12 protein-coding genes are annotated in these 17,444 nt (G+C 69.0%); 7 read left to right on the top strand and 5 right to left on the bottom strand.

Features of this window, described 5'->3' with window-relative positions:
- The first annotated feature begins 245 nt into the window (after window positions 1-245).
- Window positions 246-2,948 (top strand): preprotein translocase subunit SecA, encoded by a 2,703-nt coding sequence (gene secA / locus ACESMY_RS08300; protein WP_372784345.1) that lies wholly within the window; start codon window positions 246-248, stop codon window positions 2,946-2,948.
- 170 nt (window positions 2,949-3,118) lie between these two features.
- Window positions 3,119-3,304 (top strand): hypothetical protein, encoded by a 186-nt coding sequence (locus ACESMY_RS08295; RefSeq protein ID WP_372784097.1) that lies wholly within the window; start codon window positions 3,119-3,121, stop codon window positions 3,302-3,304.
- Here ACESMY_RS08295 and ACESMY_RS08290 read toward each other — a convergent pair.
- Genes ACESMY_RS08290 through ACESMY_RS08280 form a run of 3 tightly spaced genes read right to left on the bottom strand, consistent with a single transcriptional unit; the run spans window position 3,301 to window position 7,688 of the window.
- Window positions 3,301-4,854, bottom strand: a complete 1,554-nt coding sequence (locus tag ACESMY_RS08290) for a DUF4139 domain-containing protein (protein WP_372784096.1) — start codon at window positions 4,852-4,854, stop codon at window positions 3,301-3,303. The genes ACESMY_RS08295 and ACESMY_RS08290 overlap by 4 nt on opposite strands.
- A complete protein-coding gene (locus tag ACESMY_RS08285) occupies window positions 4,848-6,248 on the bottom strand; it encodes a DUF4139 domain-containing protein (protein ID WP_372784095.1) in 1,401 nt (466 codons plus the stop codon). Before ACESMY_RS08285 ends, ACESMY_RS08290 begins: the two co-directional genes overlap by 7 nt.
- A 54-nt stretch (window positions 6,249-6,302) precedes the next feature.
- Window positions 6,303-7,688, bottom strand: coding sequence for a carotenoid oxygenase family protein (locus ACESMY_RS08280; protein WP_372784094.1), 1,386 nt, complete (start codon window positions 7,686-7,688; stop codon window positions 6,303-6,305).
- Window positions 7,689-7,774: 86 nt separating this feature from the next.
- On the opposite strand from ACESMY_RS08280, the gene ACESMY_RS08275 reads away from it, so the two are divergent.
- The 5 genes from ACESMY_RS08275 (at window position 7,775) to ACESMY_RS08255 (ending at window position 15,186) form a co-directional block, all read left to right on the top strand.
- Entirely contained in the window at window positions 7,775-8,374 is a 600-nt protein-coding gene (locus ACESMY_RS08275; RefSeq protein WP_372784093.1) for a TetR/AcrR family transcriptional regulator, read from the top strand.
- A 59-nt stretch (window positions 8,375-8,433) separates the two neighbouring features.
- Complete coding sequence (locus ACESMY_RS08270; protein ID WP_372784092.1) at window positions 8,434-9,582, top strand: epoxide hydrolase family protein; 1,149 nt, start codon at window positions 8,434-8,436, stop codon at window positions 9,580-9,582.
- A gap of 102 nt (window positions 9,583-9,684) precedes the next feature.
- Window positions 9,685-10,662, top strand: a complete 978-nt coding sequence (locus ACESMY_RS08265; RefSeq protein ID WP_372784091.1) for a threonine/serine dehydratase — start codon at window positions 9,685-9,687, stop codon at window positions 10,660-10,662.
- Between the two features lie 7 nt (window positions 10,663-10,669).
- Window positions 10,670-11,677 (top strand): low specificity L-threonine aldolase, encoded by a 1,008-nt coding sequence (locus ACESMY_RS08260; protein ID WP_372784090.1) that lies wholly within the window; start codon window positions 10,670-10,672, stop codon window positions 11,675-11,677.
- A gap of 407 nt (window positions 11,678-12,084) precedes the next feature.
- Entirely contained in the window at window positions 12,085-15,186 is a 3,102-nt protein-coding gene (locus ACESMY_RS08255) for a TonB-dependent receptor domain-containing protein (RefSeq protein WP_372784089.1), read from the top strand.
- Window positions 15,187-15,279: 93 nt separating this feature from the next.
- Here ACESMY_RS08255 and ACESMY_RS08250 read toward each other — a convergent pair whose 3' ends face one another.
- Together ACESMY_RS08250 and ACESMY_RS08245 are read right to left on the bottom strand one after the other, a co-directional pair.
- On the bottom strand, window positions 15,280-16,275 hold the full coding sequence (locus ACESMY_RS08250; protein WP_372784088.1) for an NAD(P)H-dependent flavin oxidoreductase: 996 nt from the start codon (window positions 16,273-16,275) through the stop codon (window positions 15,280-15,282).
- 69 nt (window positions 16,276-16,344) lie between these two features.
- Window positions 16,345-17,307: an acetyl-CoA carboxylase carboxyltransferase subunit alpha gene (locus tag ACESMY_RS08245; RefSeq protein WP_372784087.1), complete on the bottom strand. Its 963-nt coding sequence runs from the start codon at window positions 17,305-17,307 to the stop codon at window positions 16,345-16,347.
- Window positions 17,308-17,444 lie beyond the last annotated feature (137 nt).

The following is a 17,444-nucleotide window of genomic DNA, read 5'->3' as shown; positions in this document are numbered from 1 at the left end:
CACCTTCGCGAGCGTCACTTGCTCGCCGGCAACCGAATGTCCACCCCTGGGGCAAAGCCGCCCGCGACCACCCCCCACAGGGGCCTTCCGTTGACTTGCACCCCCCTGCTGCTTAAGTCTCGCCCGCCCCTTTGAGACAGCGTTTTTCCCGGCGGGCGAAGGGCCCTGTCGTCGCCGGACGGATACACCTCTTGAGCATTTTCCAGCAGTTCTTCGGCTCCTCCAATGACCGCAAGGTCAAGTCGATGCAGGCGCGCGCCCTGAAGATCAACGCGCTCGAGCCCGCGATGCAGGCGCTGAGCGACGAGGCGCTGCGCGCCAAGACCGTCGAATTCCGCGAGCGGCTGGCCAAGGGCGCGAGCCTGGACGACCTGCTGGAAGAGGCCTTCGCCGTGGTCCGCGAGGCGGCGCGCCGGGTGCTGGGCCAGCGCCACTACGACGTGCAGCTGGTTGGCGGCATGGTGCTGCACCAGGGCGGGATCGCCGAGATGCGGACCGGCGAAGGCAAGACCCTGGTCGCCACGGCGCCGGTCTATCTGAACGCGCTCGCCGGCCAGGGCGTGCACCTGATCACCGTCAACGACTACCTGGCGCAGCGCGACAGCGAGTGGATGGGGCAGGTCTACCGCTTCCTGGGCATGGAGGTGGGGGTCATCGTCCACGGCCTCAGCCAGGGCCAGCGCCAGGCGGCCTACAACTCCGACATCACCTACGGCACCAACAACGAGTTCGGCTTCGACTACCTGCGCGACAACCTGGTCTATGAAGCCGGCGAGATGGTCCAGCGGGGCCACAACTTCGCGATCGTTGACGAGGTGGACTCGATCCTGATCGACGAGGCGCGGACGCCCTTGATCATCTCGGGCCCGACCGAGGACCGAAGCGAATTCTACAAGACCATCGACCTGCTCGTGAAAGAGCTGATCAAGGACCCGACCAACTACGACTTCGACGAGAAGCAGCGGCAGGTGATCCTGACCGAGGAGGGCTCGGAGCGGATCGAAGAGACCCTGCTGGCCGGCGGCCATCTGGCGCCGGACACCGCCGGCCTCTATGACGCGGCCAACGTCTCGGCGGTGCACCACGTGAACCAGGCGCTGCGCGCCAACGTGCTCTACCAGCTCGACAAGGACTACATCGTCCGCGCGGGCGAGGTGATCCTGATCGACGAGTTCACCGGCCGCATGATGCACGGCCGCCGGCTCTCCGAAGGCCTGCACCAGGCGATCGAGGCCAAGGAAGGCGCGGTGATCCAACCCGAGAACCAAACTCTCGCGTCAGTCACCATCCAGAACTACTTCCGCCTCTATTCCAAGCTCTCGGGCATGACCGGCACGGCGGCCACCGAGGCCCAGGAATTCCTCGATATCTACAAGATGGACGTGGCCGAGATCCCGACCAACCGGCCGGTGATCCGGATCGACGACGACGACGAGGTCTACCGCACGGCCGCCGAGAAGCACGTGGCGATCCTGGGGCTGATCGAGGACTGCTACCGTAGAGGCCAGCCGATCCTGGTGGGCACGGTCTCCATCGAGAAGTCCGAGCAGCTCTCCGAGATGCTGAAGGCCCACAAGTTCGAGATCGAGGGCAAGAAGCAGAACGGCATCCCGCACAATGTGCTGAACGCCCGCTACCACGAGCAGGAAGCCGCCATCGTCGCCGACGCCGGCGTGCCGGGCGCGGTGACCATCGCCACCAACATGGCCGGCCGCGGCACCGACATCCAGCTCGGCGGCAACGTCGACATGAAGGTCATGGCCTGGCGCGAGGAGCAGCTGAGCAACGGCGTCGTGGTGACGCCTGAGATGGCCCTGAAGCACAAGGCAGAGGTCGAGACCGAGATCGCGGGCCTGAAGACCCAGGCCCTGGCCGCCGGCGGCCTCTTCGTGCTCGGCACCGAGCGGCACGAGAGCCGGCGGATCGACAACCAGCTGCGCGGCCGGACCGGCCGCCAGGGCGACCCGGGCCACTCGAAGTTCTTCCTGTCCTGCGAGGACGACCTGCTGCGGATCTTCGCCGGCGAGCGTCTCGACGGGATCATGCGCACCTTCGGCGTCCAGGAAGGCGAGGCGATCACCCACAAGTGGCTGAACAGCGCCATCGCGACGGCCCAGAAGCGGGTCGAACAGCGCAACTACGAGATCCGCAAGAACCTCCTGAAGTACGACGACGTCGTGAACGACCAGCGCAAGGCGGTGTTCGAACAGCGCGCCGAGTTCATGGCCGCCAGCGACCTCTCCGACGTGATCGGCGAGATGCGCCGCGACACCATCGAGGACTTCGTCAACCGCCACCTGCCGCCCAAGGCCTATGCCGAGCAGTGGGACGTCGAGGGGCTGGAGCACCACACCCGGGAATTCCTCGGCCTCGACCTGCCGATCAAGGCCTGGGCGGCCGAGGACGGCATCGCCAACGAGGAGATCTCCGAGCGGATCATCAAGGCCTCCGAGGCCCGCGTCGCCGAGCGCGACGCCCAGGTCGGCGAGCACATGCGCACGGTGGAAAAGAGCTTCCTCCTGCAGATGATCGACCTGCAGTGGCGCGAGCACCTGATGCACCTCGACCACCTGAGGAACGTCATCGGCCTGCGCGGCTATGGCCAGCGCGACCCGCTGAACGAGTACAAGACCGAGGCCTTCACGCTGTTCGAGGGCCTGCTGGTCGACCTGCGCCAGAACGTCACCCGCTGGCTGATGACGGTGGAGTTCCAGTTCGAGGAGCCGCCGCAGCCGCCGCCGGGCCAGTTCCAGGAGGTCCACCTCGATCCGCTGACCGGCGAGAACGTCGCCCGGATGGGCCAGCTGCCGGACGGGCTGAACACCGAACAGCGCCAGGCCCTGCCGGTGACCTCGCTGCCCGACGGCTGGGAGAACACCGGGCGCAACGCGTCGTGCCCCTGCGGCTCCGGCAAGAAGTTCAAGCACTGCCACGGGGCGCTGGTCTAGCGCCGCCCGGCGCTCAGCCGCCCGTCCCTCTCCCATCGAGGCGGGTGGCGAACAATTGGACGTCCGCAGCGAACGCCGGTCCCCGCCTAGGCCCGCCTGACTTTAAGGTAAACAAGCGCAACCGTTTCCGGATTCGGTCGTTTCTAGAGCTTCAGTTCGGGGGTTCTGGCATGACGACCTATCGCGCTTACCGCGTCGACCACCACCATAGGATCAAGAACGGCCAGTGGCTGGAGGCGCCTGACGACGAGGCCGCCGTCGAGCAGGCCGAGGAGCTCTGCGAGGAAGGCTCGCCGACCATCGAGCTCTGGCAGTCGACGCGCCTGGTCGAGGAGATCGACTGCGAGGACGACTAGTCCCGGTAGCTGAGCGAATAGCGCAGTTCGGTCCGCTCGCCCGGCTGCAGGCGGAAGGTCCAGACCTCGTCGCCGGCCTTGAAGACCGATGGGGCCGAGGCGCCGGCGATCCGGAAGTCCTGGCCGATCCGCGGCTCATGGTATTCCACGACCGCGGGCTGCGGCTTTTCGTTGACGATGGAGACGGCGAGCGCGCGGGTGACCACCTCGCGCCGGCGGGTGTCGGTCTCGACCCGCACGCCGACGCGGACATCCATGGCGCGGCCGAGGGTCAGCTCCAGCGGCAGGCCGACGGCGGTGTCCTTCACCTGTTGCTCGCCGGCCAGGACCAGCCCGCCGCCGCCCGGCTCCATCACCGAAACGCTGCCCGCCGGCAGGGGCTTGCCGAGGCCGAACTCGCGCTTGTTCTGCAGGCGCAGCACCACGTCCGGGGCGTCGCCGGCGTCGGGGTCGTCCCGCGGGGCGTAGGGATCGCGGCGGTAGACGTAGACGCGGTCGAAGGGCACGGCCTTCTCGTCCAGGAAGGCCACCTGCTTGGTCTGGCGCGCCGCCACGGTGGTGGGCTCGGGCAGGGTGTAGAGCTTGTAATCGCCGAGGTCGGAGAGCACGGCCTTGCGGGCGCGGGCGGTGACCATCAGCTCACTGATCATCGGCTTGGGCTCCTCGATCCGGTGCTGCACCGCCGGAGCCGCCAGCGTCGGGACATTCTGGTAGCGCGTGGTCTGGCCCCAGCAGTCGGGGACGATGGCCTGGGCCTCCACCGGCGGCGGGCGGGTCGAGGGGTCCCGCATCAGGTCGCCGGCCACCACCTGGGTCGGGGCCCGGGCAAAGCCCGCCGAGCTCTTGTTGGAGAGCGTCAGCCAGCCGGCGAGGTCGAGGGTGCGGCCATCGGGGCGGATCCGCGCCACATAGTCCGCCGCCCAGCTGAAGCCGGTGGCCAGGTAGCTGAGCCTGACGGTGTAGCGGCCGGCGGCGGGCAGGCTCGCCAGCACCGAGAAGGTCGGCTTGTCGCCCAGCCCCTCAGGCGTGCGGTCGAACACCAGCCGGGTCGGGGCGCCGCCGCAGCCGAGGGCCTCGATCCGGCCGTCGAAGTCGAGCAGCACGCCGTCCGGCCCGGAGCGGATCACCGCGGCCCGCTCGCTGACCGCGCCGTCGCCGCGGTCGGTCTGCACCACGCGCACGGTCTGGCCCAGGGAGCGGGCGACCAGCGCCCCGGGGCTGAGGATGGCCATGTCCTCGTTGCGCTCGACCATGCGGCCGGGCAGGCCTTCGACCGCGGCGGTCTCGGGGACCATGGTGTCGGCCACGCCGCGGAAGGCGATGCGGCTGAGCCCGGCCGGCAGGGTCACGGTGCGGGTCTCGGTGATCAGGGCCAGTCCCTGCGAGGGATCGAGCGCGCCGAGGTCGGCCGCGGAGAGGCTCTGGTCGCGGTAGACGGTGACGCTGGCCGCCGAGGGAGCCTCGGAGACCGCCTGGGCCCCTGCTCCGCCCGCCCATCCCGCCGCCAGGGGGGCGGCGAGCGCCAACGCCCGCCAGGCCCGGCCTACCATCCGGTGTCGACCGTAAAGGTGAGCGTCGTCTCGCCGTTGGCCGGCACGGCCACGTCCCAGGCCAGGTTGTAGGCGTCGAGGCGGCGGCTCTTCAGGCTCTCGTCGACGACCTTGCCGTTGCGCCACAGGCCGCCCTGGCGGATCACCACCGTGGCCGGCTGGGCGCGGGCGTTGCGGACCAGGTAGGACATCTTGTAGCGCGAGCGGTAGACGCCGGCGCTGTCGTGGGCGACCACGGTCGGCTGGACGGTGACGTCGAAGGCCTCGCCGATCTTCACCGAGACGTCGGAGCCCTCGGGCGTGTGGTCGATGCGGTTCTCGCCGACGAACTTGGGCTGGCCGGCCACGTCGCGCATGTAGACCCGCACGATGCCGGCTGGGAGCTGATGGCCGAGGCCCGCCCGCGCGCCGTTGGAGAACTGCACGGCCACGTCGGCGTTGGCCGGGCTCTGCAGGGTCTCGAAGCCGTAGGCGCGGTACTCGTAGGCCTTGCGGGCCACGGCCCCCTTGGCGTCGAGGAAGCTCACCTGCTTGGTCTGGTTCTGGGCGACCGTGGTGCGGGCGGCGAGCGGATAGAGGTAGTAGTCGGCCAGCGACTGCGGTCCGCCCTCGGCAGGGACATCGCCGACGCCAGCCCGCCGCACGCCGTTCACCCGCTGGTTCTGGCGGCGCTGGAAATATTCCTGCTCGCTATGCGTCAGGTTCACGTCGCCGGCCACCAGCTGGACGGCGGCGTCCGGATAGTCGACGCCGGAGTTGTTGGTCAGCGTCACCCAGCCCTGCAGGTCGAGCTTGCCCGGCCCCTCGTCGAACAGCGCCACATAGTCGGCCTTCCACGAGAGGCCGTTGGTCAGGTAGCTCAGCGTCGCCGCCCGCGGGCCGGCGTGGCCCGAATCCACCGTCACCGACAGGGTCGGCTTGGCGCGCAGGTTCTGCGGGATGCCGTCGAAGATCACCCGGGTCGGGATGTCGTCCTGGCGCAGCACCTCGATGCGCTCGCCGATCTTCAGCACCACGCCGCCGTTCACCGACAGGACGGTGGCGGTCTCGGTCACCTGGGCGCCGTTGCCGGGATTGGTGCGGACGATCTGCACCTGCTTGCCGACCGCCTTCTCCATCAGCTTGGCCGGCGTCAGCAGGTCGTAGTCGAAGTTCTGCTCGACGATCTCGACGTCCGGCGCGATCAGCGAGACGGTCTCGGGCCGGATGCGGCCGGAGACGTCCTTGAACTCGATCTTCTGGCGCCCGGCCCCGATGGTCAGGTCGCGGATGTCCTGCACCAGGGCGAGGTCGGAGTTGTAGACGGTGAGCGACAGCTTCCCGGGCTCGGCCGCGAGGCCGCTCCCGGAAAGAAGCGCCGCGGCCGCGGCAAGGCCAAGGATGTAGGTACGCAAGGGGCTGCTCCCGAAACTGTTGGGAGCCAGCCTCTCACGGGCCTGCGCGGGCCGCTAGAGATTCACCCAGTTGCCGTGGAAGCCGAAGGGCACGCGGCGCGGCATCTGGGCCGTGGCGATCGGGCCCTTCGCAATGTCCTGCGCCTCGAACACCAGCAGGTCGCTGCGGTCCTCGCCGGCGCGGTAGACCACCGCGGTCACCCAGCCATCGCCCTCCGCGGCGTCCGCCGAGCGCGGCACGAACACCGGCTCGGAGGTCGCGTCGCCGCCGTCGAGCTGGAAGACCTGCCGCTGGCCGGTCACGAGGTCGAGGTGGGCGATGGCGTTCAGGCGAACGGTCTTGGAGCCCGCGGGATCGGCGGCGTACCAGCCATGGCGGTGCTTGTGCATCTCGAAGCGGGGGTCGACGCGGGGGAACTCCCCGTCGATGTCGTCGAGCACCTGTTCCTTAATGGCGTCCGAGGCGCCGGCCAGGTCGAAGGTCCAGCGCACCAGGCGCGCGGCGGTCTTCTGGCCGGGCGAGCCGTCGGCGTTGGGGAACAGCGGCGCCACGTCGTAGCGCATCACGTCGGCGTAGAGCTTGTCGCCCTCTTCCCAGGCGTTCAGCGGGTGGAAGACGTAGCAGGCCTCGGCGTTGAACCAGCGGATCGAGGCGACGTCGCCGTCGCGGCGCATGACGCCCACGTGGCTGCCCTTCTCCGGCTCCCAGGCGAACGCCGGCCCGCCGGTCATGGCGCGCTGCAGGCTGGCGGTCAGCGGCAGGACCGGGAACAGGACATGGTTCTCGGTGACCATGAAGTCGTGGACCATGGCGGCGTAGGGCGCCTGGAAGTCGTCGCGGCGCACGACGGTCCCGTCGGCGGCGGTGACGCCGTAGCTCATGCCGGCCGAGAGCGGCATGTCGCCCACCCCATAGCCGAACCAGACCATTTCGCCGGTCTTGGGGTCGATCTTCGGGTGCGCGGTGACGCGGCCCTTGTACGGCCGCACATAGCCGCGGGACTCGAGCGTCTTTACGTCCATCTCGAAGGGGTGGTGACCCTCCTCCAGCGCCATCAGCTTGCCGGCGTGCCAAAGGATGTTGGTGTTGGCCGCGCCGCCCTCGTTGCCGACCGCGAGCGGGTCGTGGGTCATCGGGTTGGTCCCGAAGAGCGCGCGGCCGTGCTCGTGCTCCAGCTCCCATTTCGGGGTGCGGACGTAGCGGTTGCGGTAGCGGACCTTGCCGTCCTCGACATAGAAGCCGTGGACCATGCCGTCGCCGAAGAACCAGTGGTGGTTGGGATCGCGCGGCTCGAACTGCGGATTGGGACCGATTCGGAACAGAGCCCCGCGGAGCGCCTTCGGCAGCTCACCCGTGACCGTCAGATCGAAGTCATCCTCACTCCGTACGGGGGCGAAATTGCCCGCCAGATAGGGGTTGATGCGCGCATTTCCGTCCATGGCGTCCTCCCTTGAAACTTACGATGTAAATTTATTTCGTAAAAAGTAGCATTCCGCAAGTCTTTTCGTGCAACTCTCCGGATCACATGCCCCGCGTACTTTCCGAGACCGACGTCGCCGATTTCCGTGAGCGCCTCTGCGAGGCCGCCGAACGCCTGTTCGCCGAGCGCGGACCGGACGCGGTGACCATGCGCCAGCTCGCCGCCGAGCTGGGGGTCTCGCCGATGACCCCCTACCGCTACTTCGAGGACAAGGACGACATCCTGGCCGCCGTGCGCGCCAACGGCTTCAACCGCTTCGCCGAGGCGCTGGAGACGGCGCGGGACAGCGCCGTGGGCGCCCGCAACCGCGGCAAGGCCGCGGGCGAGGCCTATGTGACCTTCGCGCTGGAGAACCCGCACTCCTACAAGCTGATGTTCGACTTCAATCAGCCGCACGTGGAGAAATATCCGGAGCTCGTGGTGGCCGGGCAGCGCGCCCAGAAGACCATGACCGGCTATGTGGAAGACGCCCTGGCCGAGGGACTGATGACCGGCGATCCCGGCCAGATCGGCATGATGTTCTGGGCCGCCGTCCACGGGGCGGTGATCCTGGAACTGGCCGGCATGCTCCCGCCCGGCGGCGCGCGCGCGCTGCAGGGCCAGCTGGACGCGACCCTGATGCGCGGTCTTCGGCCCGAGGCGTGACGCCCCCCGCTTGACCGCCCTTGCGGCAAGTCTGAAGTCTCCTGTCCTGGGAGGCCGCCATGTCGAAGATCAAGCCGTTCGAGGTGAACTGGAGCGAGGCGCAGGTCGAGGCCGTGCTCGGCCAGGTGCGCGACTATCCCTGGCCGCCGATCCCCGAAGTCCCGGACGGCTGGGCCTATGGCTGCGACGCGGGCTATCTGCGCGCGCTCTGCGACCACTGGACGGGCGCCTACGACTGGCGCGCCGCCGTGGCCGACCTCAACCGCTTCGCGCAGTTCACCGCGCGGGTGGAGGACTTCGACCTCCATTTCCTGCATGTGGTCGGCGAGGCGGGCGGCAAGCGGCCGCTGATCGTCACCCACGGCTGGCCGGGCTCGCACTACGAGTTCTGGCAGGCGATCGAAAAACTCGCCTTCCCGAGCCGCTTCGGCGGCCAGGCGTCGGACGCCTTCGACCTGGTGATCCCTTCCCTGCCCGGCTTCGGCTTTTCCTCGAAGCCCAGGCGGCCGGTGGGCCAGCGCACGACGGCCCGGCTGTTCAACACCCTGATGACCGAGGTGCTGGGCTACGAGAGCTACCTGGCCCAGGGCGGCGACTGGGGGGCGATGGTCACCTCCTGGCTCGGCCGCGACCACGGCGCCCATGCGCGGGCCATCCACCTCAACATGCTGGGCTTCCGCCCGCCGGGCGGCCCGGAGGGCGAAGCCGAGGTCGCCTGGGCGCAGCGGCAGGCCGGCGCCATGGAGGTCATGGGCGCCTATTTCCGCCTGCAGGTCTCCAAGCCGCAGTCGATCGCCTGGATGGGGGCCGGCAATCCGGTGGGCCAGGCGGCCTGGATCACCGAGCGGTTCCACGACTGGTCGGACCTGTCGAAGAAGTCACTGGACGAGGCCTATGGGAAGGACCGGCTGCTGACCAACATCATGCTCTATGCGATGACCGACAGCTTCGCGACCGGCGCCTGGTATTACCGGGGCCTCGTCGAGGAAGGCGGGCTCGCCTTCCAGCCCGGCGAGCGCTGCGAAACCCCGACCGCCTTCGCCAACTTCCCGGGCGAGCCGCTCTACCAGGCCCCGCCGCGGTCCTTCGCCGAACGCGCCTACAACATCGTCCGCTGGACCGACATGCCCAGCGGCGGCCACTTCGCGGCGATGGAGGAGCCGGAGCTCTTCGTGGATGAGGTGCGCGCCTGGGCGCGGGGGGCGTGAACGCCTCTCCCAGGCGCGAAGCCTCTGGGAGAAGAGCAGGTCTAACGAGCCCTAGCCGCAGCGCGGAAATCCGCTAACAAGCGCGGAGCCGGAGGAGGACCCATGTCTACGACGCTGGAGGCGGTGCGGCCGATCACGCTGGACGACATCCGGGGCGCTGCGACGCGCGTCTATGGGACGGCGGTCCGCACGCCGCTGGTGAAGCTGGAGCTGGGCGCCGGGTTTCCCGACATCCGGCTGAAGCTGGAGAACCTGCAGCCGATCAACGCCTACAAGCTGCGGGGCGCGGCCAACGCGGTGGCGATGCTCACCGACGCCGAGCGCGCGCTGGGCGTCTGGACGATCAGCGCCGGCAACGCGGGCCAGGGGGTGGCCTATGCGGCGCGCAAGGCCGGCGTCCCCTGCACCGTCGTGGCCATCGAGACCGCGCCGGCCTCCAAGCTGGAGCGGATGCGGACGCTCGGCGCGCGGCTGGTGACCGTCCCCTATGAGGTGGCCTGGAAGGCGCTGGACGACCGGGCCTATCCCGGCGTCGAGGGGACCTTCATCCACCCGTTCGACGACCATAATTTCATCGCCGGCCACGCCACCATGGGCCTGGAGATCCTCGAGGATGCGCCGGACGCGGTGGCGGTGATCGGCGGGGTCGGCGGCGGCGGGCTGATCACCGGGGTCGGCAGCGCGATCAAGGCGCTTCGCCCCGACATCAAGCTCTGGACAGCCGAGCCCGACACCGCGGCGCCCGCCGCGCGCTCCTTCGCCGCCGGCTCGCCGCAGACCTTTCCCGAGTGGCAGGCCTCGTTCGTCGACGGCGCCGGGGGCCAGAGCGTCTTTCCGCGCATGTGGGAGCGGATGAAGCCGCTGGTCGACGGCAACATCGTGGTGACCCTCGACCAGACGCGGCGCGCCATGCGGCTGATGGCCGAGAAGGCCCGGGTGATCGCCGAGGGCGCCGGCGCCCTGCCCCTGGCCGCGGCCCTGACCGGCGAGGCGGGGCAAGGGCCGATCGTGGCGATCGTCTCCGGCGGCAACGTCGACCTCGCGACCTTCTGCGAGATCCTGCAAGCGACCGCGAGCTGAGCCACCCATGGCCCGCTACGACTTCGCCTCCGACAACGCCGCGCCGGCCACGCCGGAAGCCATGGCGTCCCTGGCTGCGGCCAACAGCGGCTATGCCTCGGGCTATGGGACGGACGCGACGACGGCCCGGGCGGCGGACCTGATCCGCGCCTTGCTGGACGCCGACGCCGAGGTGCGGTTCGTGGGCTCGGGCACGGCGGCCAATGCGCTCTCGCTGACGGCGCTTTGCCGGCCGTTCGAAGCCGTGCTGGCGCATGAGCACGCCCACATCCTGACCGACGAGGCCGGGGCGCCGGGTTTCTTCGGCCAGGGGCTGGGACTGATCCCGCTGCCCGGCGCCTCGGGCCGGATCGAGCCGGCGGCGCTCGACCTGGCGCTGGCCCAGGCCGAGGTCTCCTACCGCCAGCCGCCCGCCGCGCTCTCGCTGACCAACGCCACGGAGTATGGCGCGGTCTATTCGGGCGAGGCGCTGGGCGGGCTCGCCGGCGCCGCCAAGGCCAAGGGATTGGGTGTCCATCTCGACGGCGCGCGGCTGGCCAACGCCGCGGCGGCCGGGTTCGACCTGAAGGCCATCAAGGCCCTGGGCGTCGACGTCCTGGTGGTCGGCGGGACCAAGTCCGGCATGCCGCCCACCGAAGCGGTCGTGGTCTTCGACCGGGGGCTGGCGCGCCGGCTCGACGTGCGGCTGAAACAGGCCGGACAGCTGCCCTCCAAGGCGCGCTTCATGGCCGCGCCGTTCATCGGCATGCTGGAGGACGGCGCCGTCCTGCGCCACGCCGCCCACGCCAACGCCATGGCCCGGCGCCTGGCTGAGCGCTCGCCGTTTCCCGTGCGCCATGCCGTCGAGACCAACGGGGTCTTCGTGGAGATGGACGAGCCGACGCTCCAGCGGCTGCACGCCGCCGGCTGGTTCGTCTACCGGTTCCTCGACGGCTCGGTGCGGTTCATGTGCTCCTGGGCCACCACCGCCGAGGCCGTGGACAGCGTCTGCGAGACCCTGGCCGCCATCCGCTGACGGACCGCGCCGCGGCCATCCCCGGCGGCGAAAGAAAATTCCACCTGCGACAGCGACTCGCGAGCGGGCCGCTGTGACACAGTAAGGGCGCTTTTCGGCCACCTTCCATGCGGCCATGACTGCAACGCGTAGGGGTGTGTGGCTCGAAAACCGCAGTCGGCGTCGAAAACCACTGCAATACGATGTAAGGACTGTATCAGTACGCCGCTTTCCGTTGCTGACGTGACGCGTGCGTGACAGCTTCGCGTCACGCCGTTTTCGTGCGCGGGCTGGGCGGTTGGCGCAGGTTTCTTCCCGGAAACCCCCAGTTTCGCACGATCACGGTTCTTCTTTGCGACGGAGCGCCCCTCCGCGCGTGACCGCAAAACCCGGCCGGGGGGCCACAGATGAAAGCCGATAGAACAACCATGTTTCGAACCACGTTGCTTGCATCGGTGGCCACGGCCGCCTGCCTCACCGTTCCGGGCCTCGCGCTCGCTCAAAGCAAGCCGGCGATCACCGCGGCCGCCACGACGGCGGCCAAGGGCGTCGAAGTCGGCGAGATCGTCGTCACCGGGTCGCGGATCCCGCGCAACGACCTGACCTCCGTCCAGCCGATCCAGGTGATCACCAGCGAGACCATGGATCGCAAGGGCTTCACCAACGTCGCCGACGCGCTCAACGAAATGCCGTCGGCCGGCATCCCGATCAGCCCGATCGGCGACCAGGGCTCGTTCGGCACGGGCCGCAACTTCGTCAACATCTTCAACCTGGGTTCGAACCGCACCCTGGTGCTGGTGAACGGCCGCCGGTTCGTCGGCGGCAACCCGGCGTCGATCTTCACCGGCGCCAACGGCGGCGCCCAGGTCGACCTGAACTCGATCCCCACGGGCCTGGTGGACCGCATCGAAACCGTCCAGGCGGGCGGCTCTGCGGTCTATGGCTCCGACGCCATCGCCGGCGTCATCAACATCATCACCAAGACCGAATATGAGGGCGTCGAGGTCGATGGCCTCTATGGCGTCTCCGACAAGGGCGACGCCGAGAGCTGGCGCGGCCGGATCATCGGGGGCCACAAGTTCATGGACGGCCGCCTGAGCCTGATGGGCAGCTACGAATATAACCAGACCCAGGCGCTGGCCTTCACCGATCGCGACGTCACCGCGCGCCAGATCGCCTTCGCGAACAACCCGCTGAACACCAGCGGCACCGACAACATCCCCGGCCAGATCATCATCTTCAACCGGCGGATCTCCGAGCTGACCCAGGGCGGCCTGCCCTGGCGCAACAACGGCGCGACGCTCGCGAACCAGCTGACCATCGTCGACCCGAACAACCCGCTGGCGCGCGTGCCGGCCCAGTTCGCGCCGAACGGCACGCTGGTGCCCTTCAACCAGGGCCAGTTCTTCTCGTCCTCGGTGGAATCGGGCGGCGACGGCCTGAACCTCGCCCCGCTGAGCTCCCTGCAATCGCCGGTGAAGCGCCACGTGCTGAACGGCTTCGGCAAGTTCGAGCTGACCGACAACATCCGGCTCTCCACCGAACTGCTCTATTCGAAGGCGACCTCGGTCGAGCCCTTCAACCAGCCGATCTTCAACGCCTCGCTGTTCGGCGGCACCTCGGGGCCCCTGCAGTTCTCCACGGCCAACCCGTTCCTGAGCGCGGCCACCCGCGCCCAGATCCTGGGCCAGCCGACGGCGCTGCCGGCCGACCCGCGCTCGCCCGGCGACGTGCTGTTCTTCCTAGACCGCGCCTCGACCGACATCGGCAGCAACAAGACCTCGTCGGAGTCCGAGACCTGGCGCGGCGTCTTCGCCATCGACGGCGACGGCGACTTCAGCGGCCACAAGTACTTCTGGAACGCCTCGGCCAACTTCGGCGAGAACAAGGGCAGCTTCCAGTCGCCCAACATCGACCAGTCGAAGTTCGCGCTCGCGGTCGACGTCACCCGTGACGCGGCCGGCAACGCGGTCTGCCGCGACCTGACCGCCCGCGCCGCCGGCTGCCAGCCGCTGAACCTGTTCGGCCTGGGCGCGCCCAGCACCGCGGCCCTGAACTATGTGCAGGTCCAGTTCGTCAGCGACTTCGCGATCAAGGAGACCGACTACCAGGCGAACTTCGGCGGCGACATCTGGCAACTGCCGGCCGGCGCCTGGAGCGGCGCGGTGGGCTACGAATACCGCAAGGAACAGTCGGACTTCGAGCCGAACGATCCCCAGCGCCTGGGCATCGGCCGGTCCGCGGCGATCACCGCGATCACCGGCGAGTTCCACACCGACGAATGGTACGCCGAGACCTCGGTGCCGGTGTTCGGCAAGGACTTCAGCTATCCGTTCATGCGGCGCCTGGAGTTCGACGCCTCCTACCGCCGGATCAACAACTCCGTGGCGGGCCAGGACAAGGCCTGGCAGTACGGCGGCCGGTGGGCGCCCTTCGAGGACCTGACCTTCCGGGCCCAGAAGAGCCGTTCGTTCCGCGCCCCGGCGATCACCGAAACCTCGCTGCCGGTGGCGACCAGCTTCTTCACCGCCACCGACCCCTGCGACAAGGCCAACATCAACGGCGGCCCCAGCCCGGCGACGCGGGCGGCCAACTGCGCGGCGGACTTCGCCGCGGCCGGCCTGCCGGCCAACTTCCAGCTGACCTCGCTGGTGCAGAGCCGGACGGTGCAGGGCACGACGGCCGGCAACCCGAACCTGAAGAACGAAGTCGCCGACCAATATACGATCGGCGCGGTCTATCAGCCGCACTGGCTGCCGGGCTTCGAAATCCACGCCGACTGGGTGCACATCGACCTGACCAAGGCGATCGCCAACTTCAACCTGACCTCGATCCTGCAGGTCTGCTACGACTCGCCGAGCCGTCCGGCCGACGCCTGCGGCCGCTTCCAGCGCGGCCTGCTTGCGTCGGGCGCCAACGCCGGCCAGATCCTCAGCGCCGGAGACGTGGGCGCGGGGGGCGCGGTCTCCGCCGGGCCGTCCACCGGCTTCATCAACGCCGGCTACATCCACTTCGAAGGCGCCACCGGCGGCGCGAGCTACCGGGCCAACCTGGCCGACTGGGGCGCCAACTTCTTCAACGGCGATCCCGGCGCGTTGAACTTCAAGCTGGATATCTACCACCTGAAGCGCTTCGAGACCTCGGTCACCGGCCTCGGTTTCGACCTGAACCGCGACCAGGGCGAAATCGGCGTCGCCAAGTACCAGGGCAAGCTCGAGACCGAGTACGTGCGCAAGCCGTTCTCACTGACCTGGACGCTCAACTTCATCGCGCGGTCGAAGTTCAACAACGACTTCACGCCGGAGACGCGCTTCCCGCTGACGGTCGCGCCCTACTGGCTGAACGACCTGGCCCTGACCTACGACCTGGGCCATTGGACCGAGATGACCGGCCTGCCCTTCACCGGCGCCCAGGCGCGGCTCATCGTCCACAACGTGGGCGACGTAGAGCCGCCGTTCGGCACCACCGGGATCGGCGTCTACGACGTGATCGGCCGCTACTATCAAGTGGGCCTGACCGCGAAGTTCTAAGAACAACGGCCGCCGGCGGGGTTCGCCGGCGGCCGATCGAGGAGACCAGGTCGAAGCCGCCGCCCGCGAGGACGGCGGCTTCTTCGTTGGGGGTCAGGCGCTGGCCATCTGCCGCTGGCCGGCCATCCGGTCGAGGCGCTCCTGGATGATTTGCTCGGCCTCGCGCACGATCCGGTGGATCAGCTCGGCGCAGGTCGGGATGTCGTGGATCAGGCCCTGGATCTGGCCGGCCGACCAGATGCCGGCGTCGTTGTCGCCGACCTCATAGACGCTGCGGCCCCGGGTTCCGGCCACCAGCTCGCGCACGTCCTCGAACTTGGCGCCCTCGCGCTCCATGGCCACCACCTGGGTCGAGATGACGTTCTTCGCCACCCGGCTGGTGTTGTGCATGGTGCGGAAGATCAGCTCGGTCGCGCGCTCGTCGTTGTCGACGATCTGCTGCTTGATGTTCTCGTGGATGGGCGATTCCACGGTCGCCATGAACCGCGTGCCCATGTTGATGCCCTCGGCGCCGAGGGCCAGCGCCGCCACCAGGCCGCGGGCGTCGCCGAAGCCGCCGGAGGCGATCATCGGGATCTTGATCTTGTCGGCCGCCGCCGGGATCAGGATCAGGCCGGGCACGTCGTCCTCGCCCGGGTGGCCGGCGCATTCGAAGCCGTCGATGGAGATGGCGTCGACACCCATCCGCTCGGCCGAGAGGCCATGGCGCACCGAGGTGCACTTATGGATCACCTTGATCCCGTGCTTCTTGAATTCCTCGACGTGCTCGATGGGCTTGTTGCCCGCCGTCTCGACGATCTTGATCCCCGCCTCGATGATCGCCTGGCGGTATTCCGCGTAGGGCGGCGGCTTGATGGCCGGCAGGATGGTCAGGTTCACGCCGAACGGCTTGTCGGTCAGCGACCGGGCCCGCGCGATTTCCTCGGTGAGCTTCTCAGGGGTCGGCTGGGTGAGCGCGGTGATGAAGCCCAGGCCGCCGGCATTGGCGACGGCCGCCACCAGCTCGGCGCGCCCCACCCACTGCATGCCGCCCTGCACGACGGGATGCTCGATCCCGAACATCTCGGTGAACCGGGTCTTCAGCGCCATGACGTCCCTCCAAACGATTGTTTGGATGACACTGAACCCGCAGACGCCGCGTCAGGCAAGAGCCTGAGCCTATTGCAGCCCCGCGCGGCCGATGGCGTAGAACCGCTCGGCCCGCTGCTTGCGGATCTCGTCGGGCGTCAGGTTTTCCAGGGCCTTCAGCTCTTCCTCGACGGCGTCGCCCACCGCCTTCAGCGCGGCGTCCGGGTCGGAATGGGCGCCGCCCGGGGGCTCGGGGATGATCCGGTCGACGATCTTCATGCCCAGCAGGTCCTGGGCGGTGATCTTCAGCGCCTTGGCGGCCTCGCCCGGCGTGCGCGCGCCGCGCCAGAGGATCGAATTGGCGCCCTCCGGCGGGATCACCGAATAGACCGCGTGCTCCAGGATCAGCACCCGGCTGCCGCAGGCGATGCCCAGCGCCCCGCCCGATCCGCCCTCGCCGGTGACCACGGCCACCATCGGCACGCCCAGCATCAGGCTCTTCTCGGTGGACCGCGCAATGGCCTCGGCGACGCCGCGCTCCTCGGAGGCCACGCCCGGATAGGCCGCCGTGGTGTCCACGAAGCTGATCACCGGCAGGTTGAACCGCTCGGCCATCTCCATCAGCCGGATCGCCTTGCGGTAGCCCTCGGGCCGGGCATAGCCAAAGTTGTGCTTCACGCGGGTGACGGTGTCGCGGCCCTTTTCATTGCCCATGACCACCACCGGGCGGCCGCGGAACCGGCCGAGCCCGCCCATGATCGCCTGGTCGTCGGCGAACTTGCGGTCGCCGCGCAGCTCGACGAACTCGTCGATCAGGCCTTGGGCGTAGTCGACGAAATGCGGCCGGTCAGGGTGACGGGAGACCTGGGTCTTCTGCCAGGCGTCGAGGTTGGAATAGGCCTCGCGGCGCATCTCCTGGGCGCGGGCGCGCAGGGCCTCGATCTCGACGTCGAAGGCGCCGGGGTCGGCCGCCTCGGACAGCTTGGAGAGTTCCTCGATCTTGGCTTCGATGTCGGCGATCGGCCGCTCGAATTCGAGGTAATGCACAGCCATCCGCGGGTCTCGGTCCTTGCCGTCAAAGAGCGGGCGGAAACTAGGCGGGATGCCGCCACCTCACAAGAGCGCTAGCCCGCCGCCCGAGGTTCCGCATGCAACCTCGCCCCCGGCTGAGGGGTTGTTGGGCCCGACGA

The organism is Phenylobacterium sp. (assembly GCF_041691455.1).
Taxonomy (GTDB): Bacteria; Pseudomonadota; Alphaproteobacteria; order Caulobacterales; family Caulobacteraceae; genus Phenylobacterium.
This window is presented reverse-complemented; position numbering and strand designations above follow the sequence as displayed.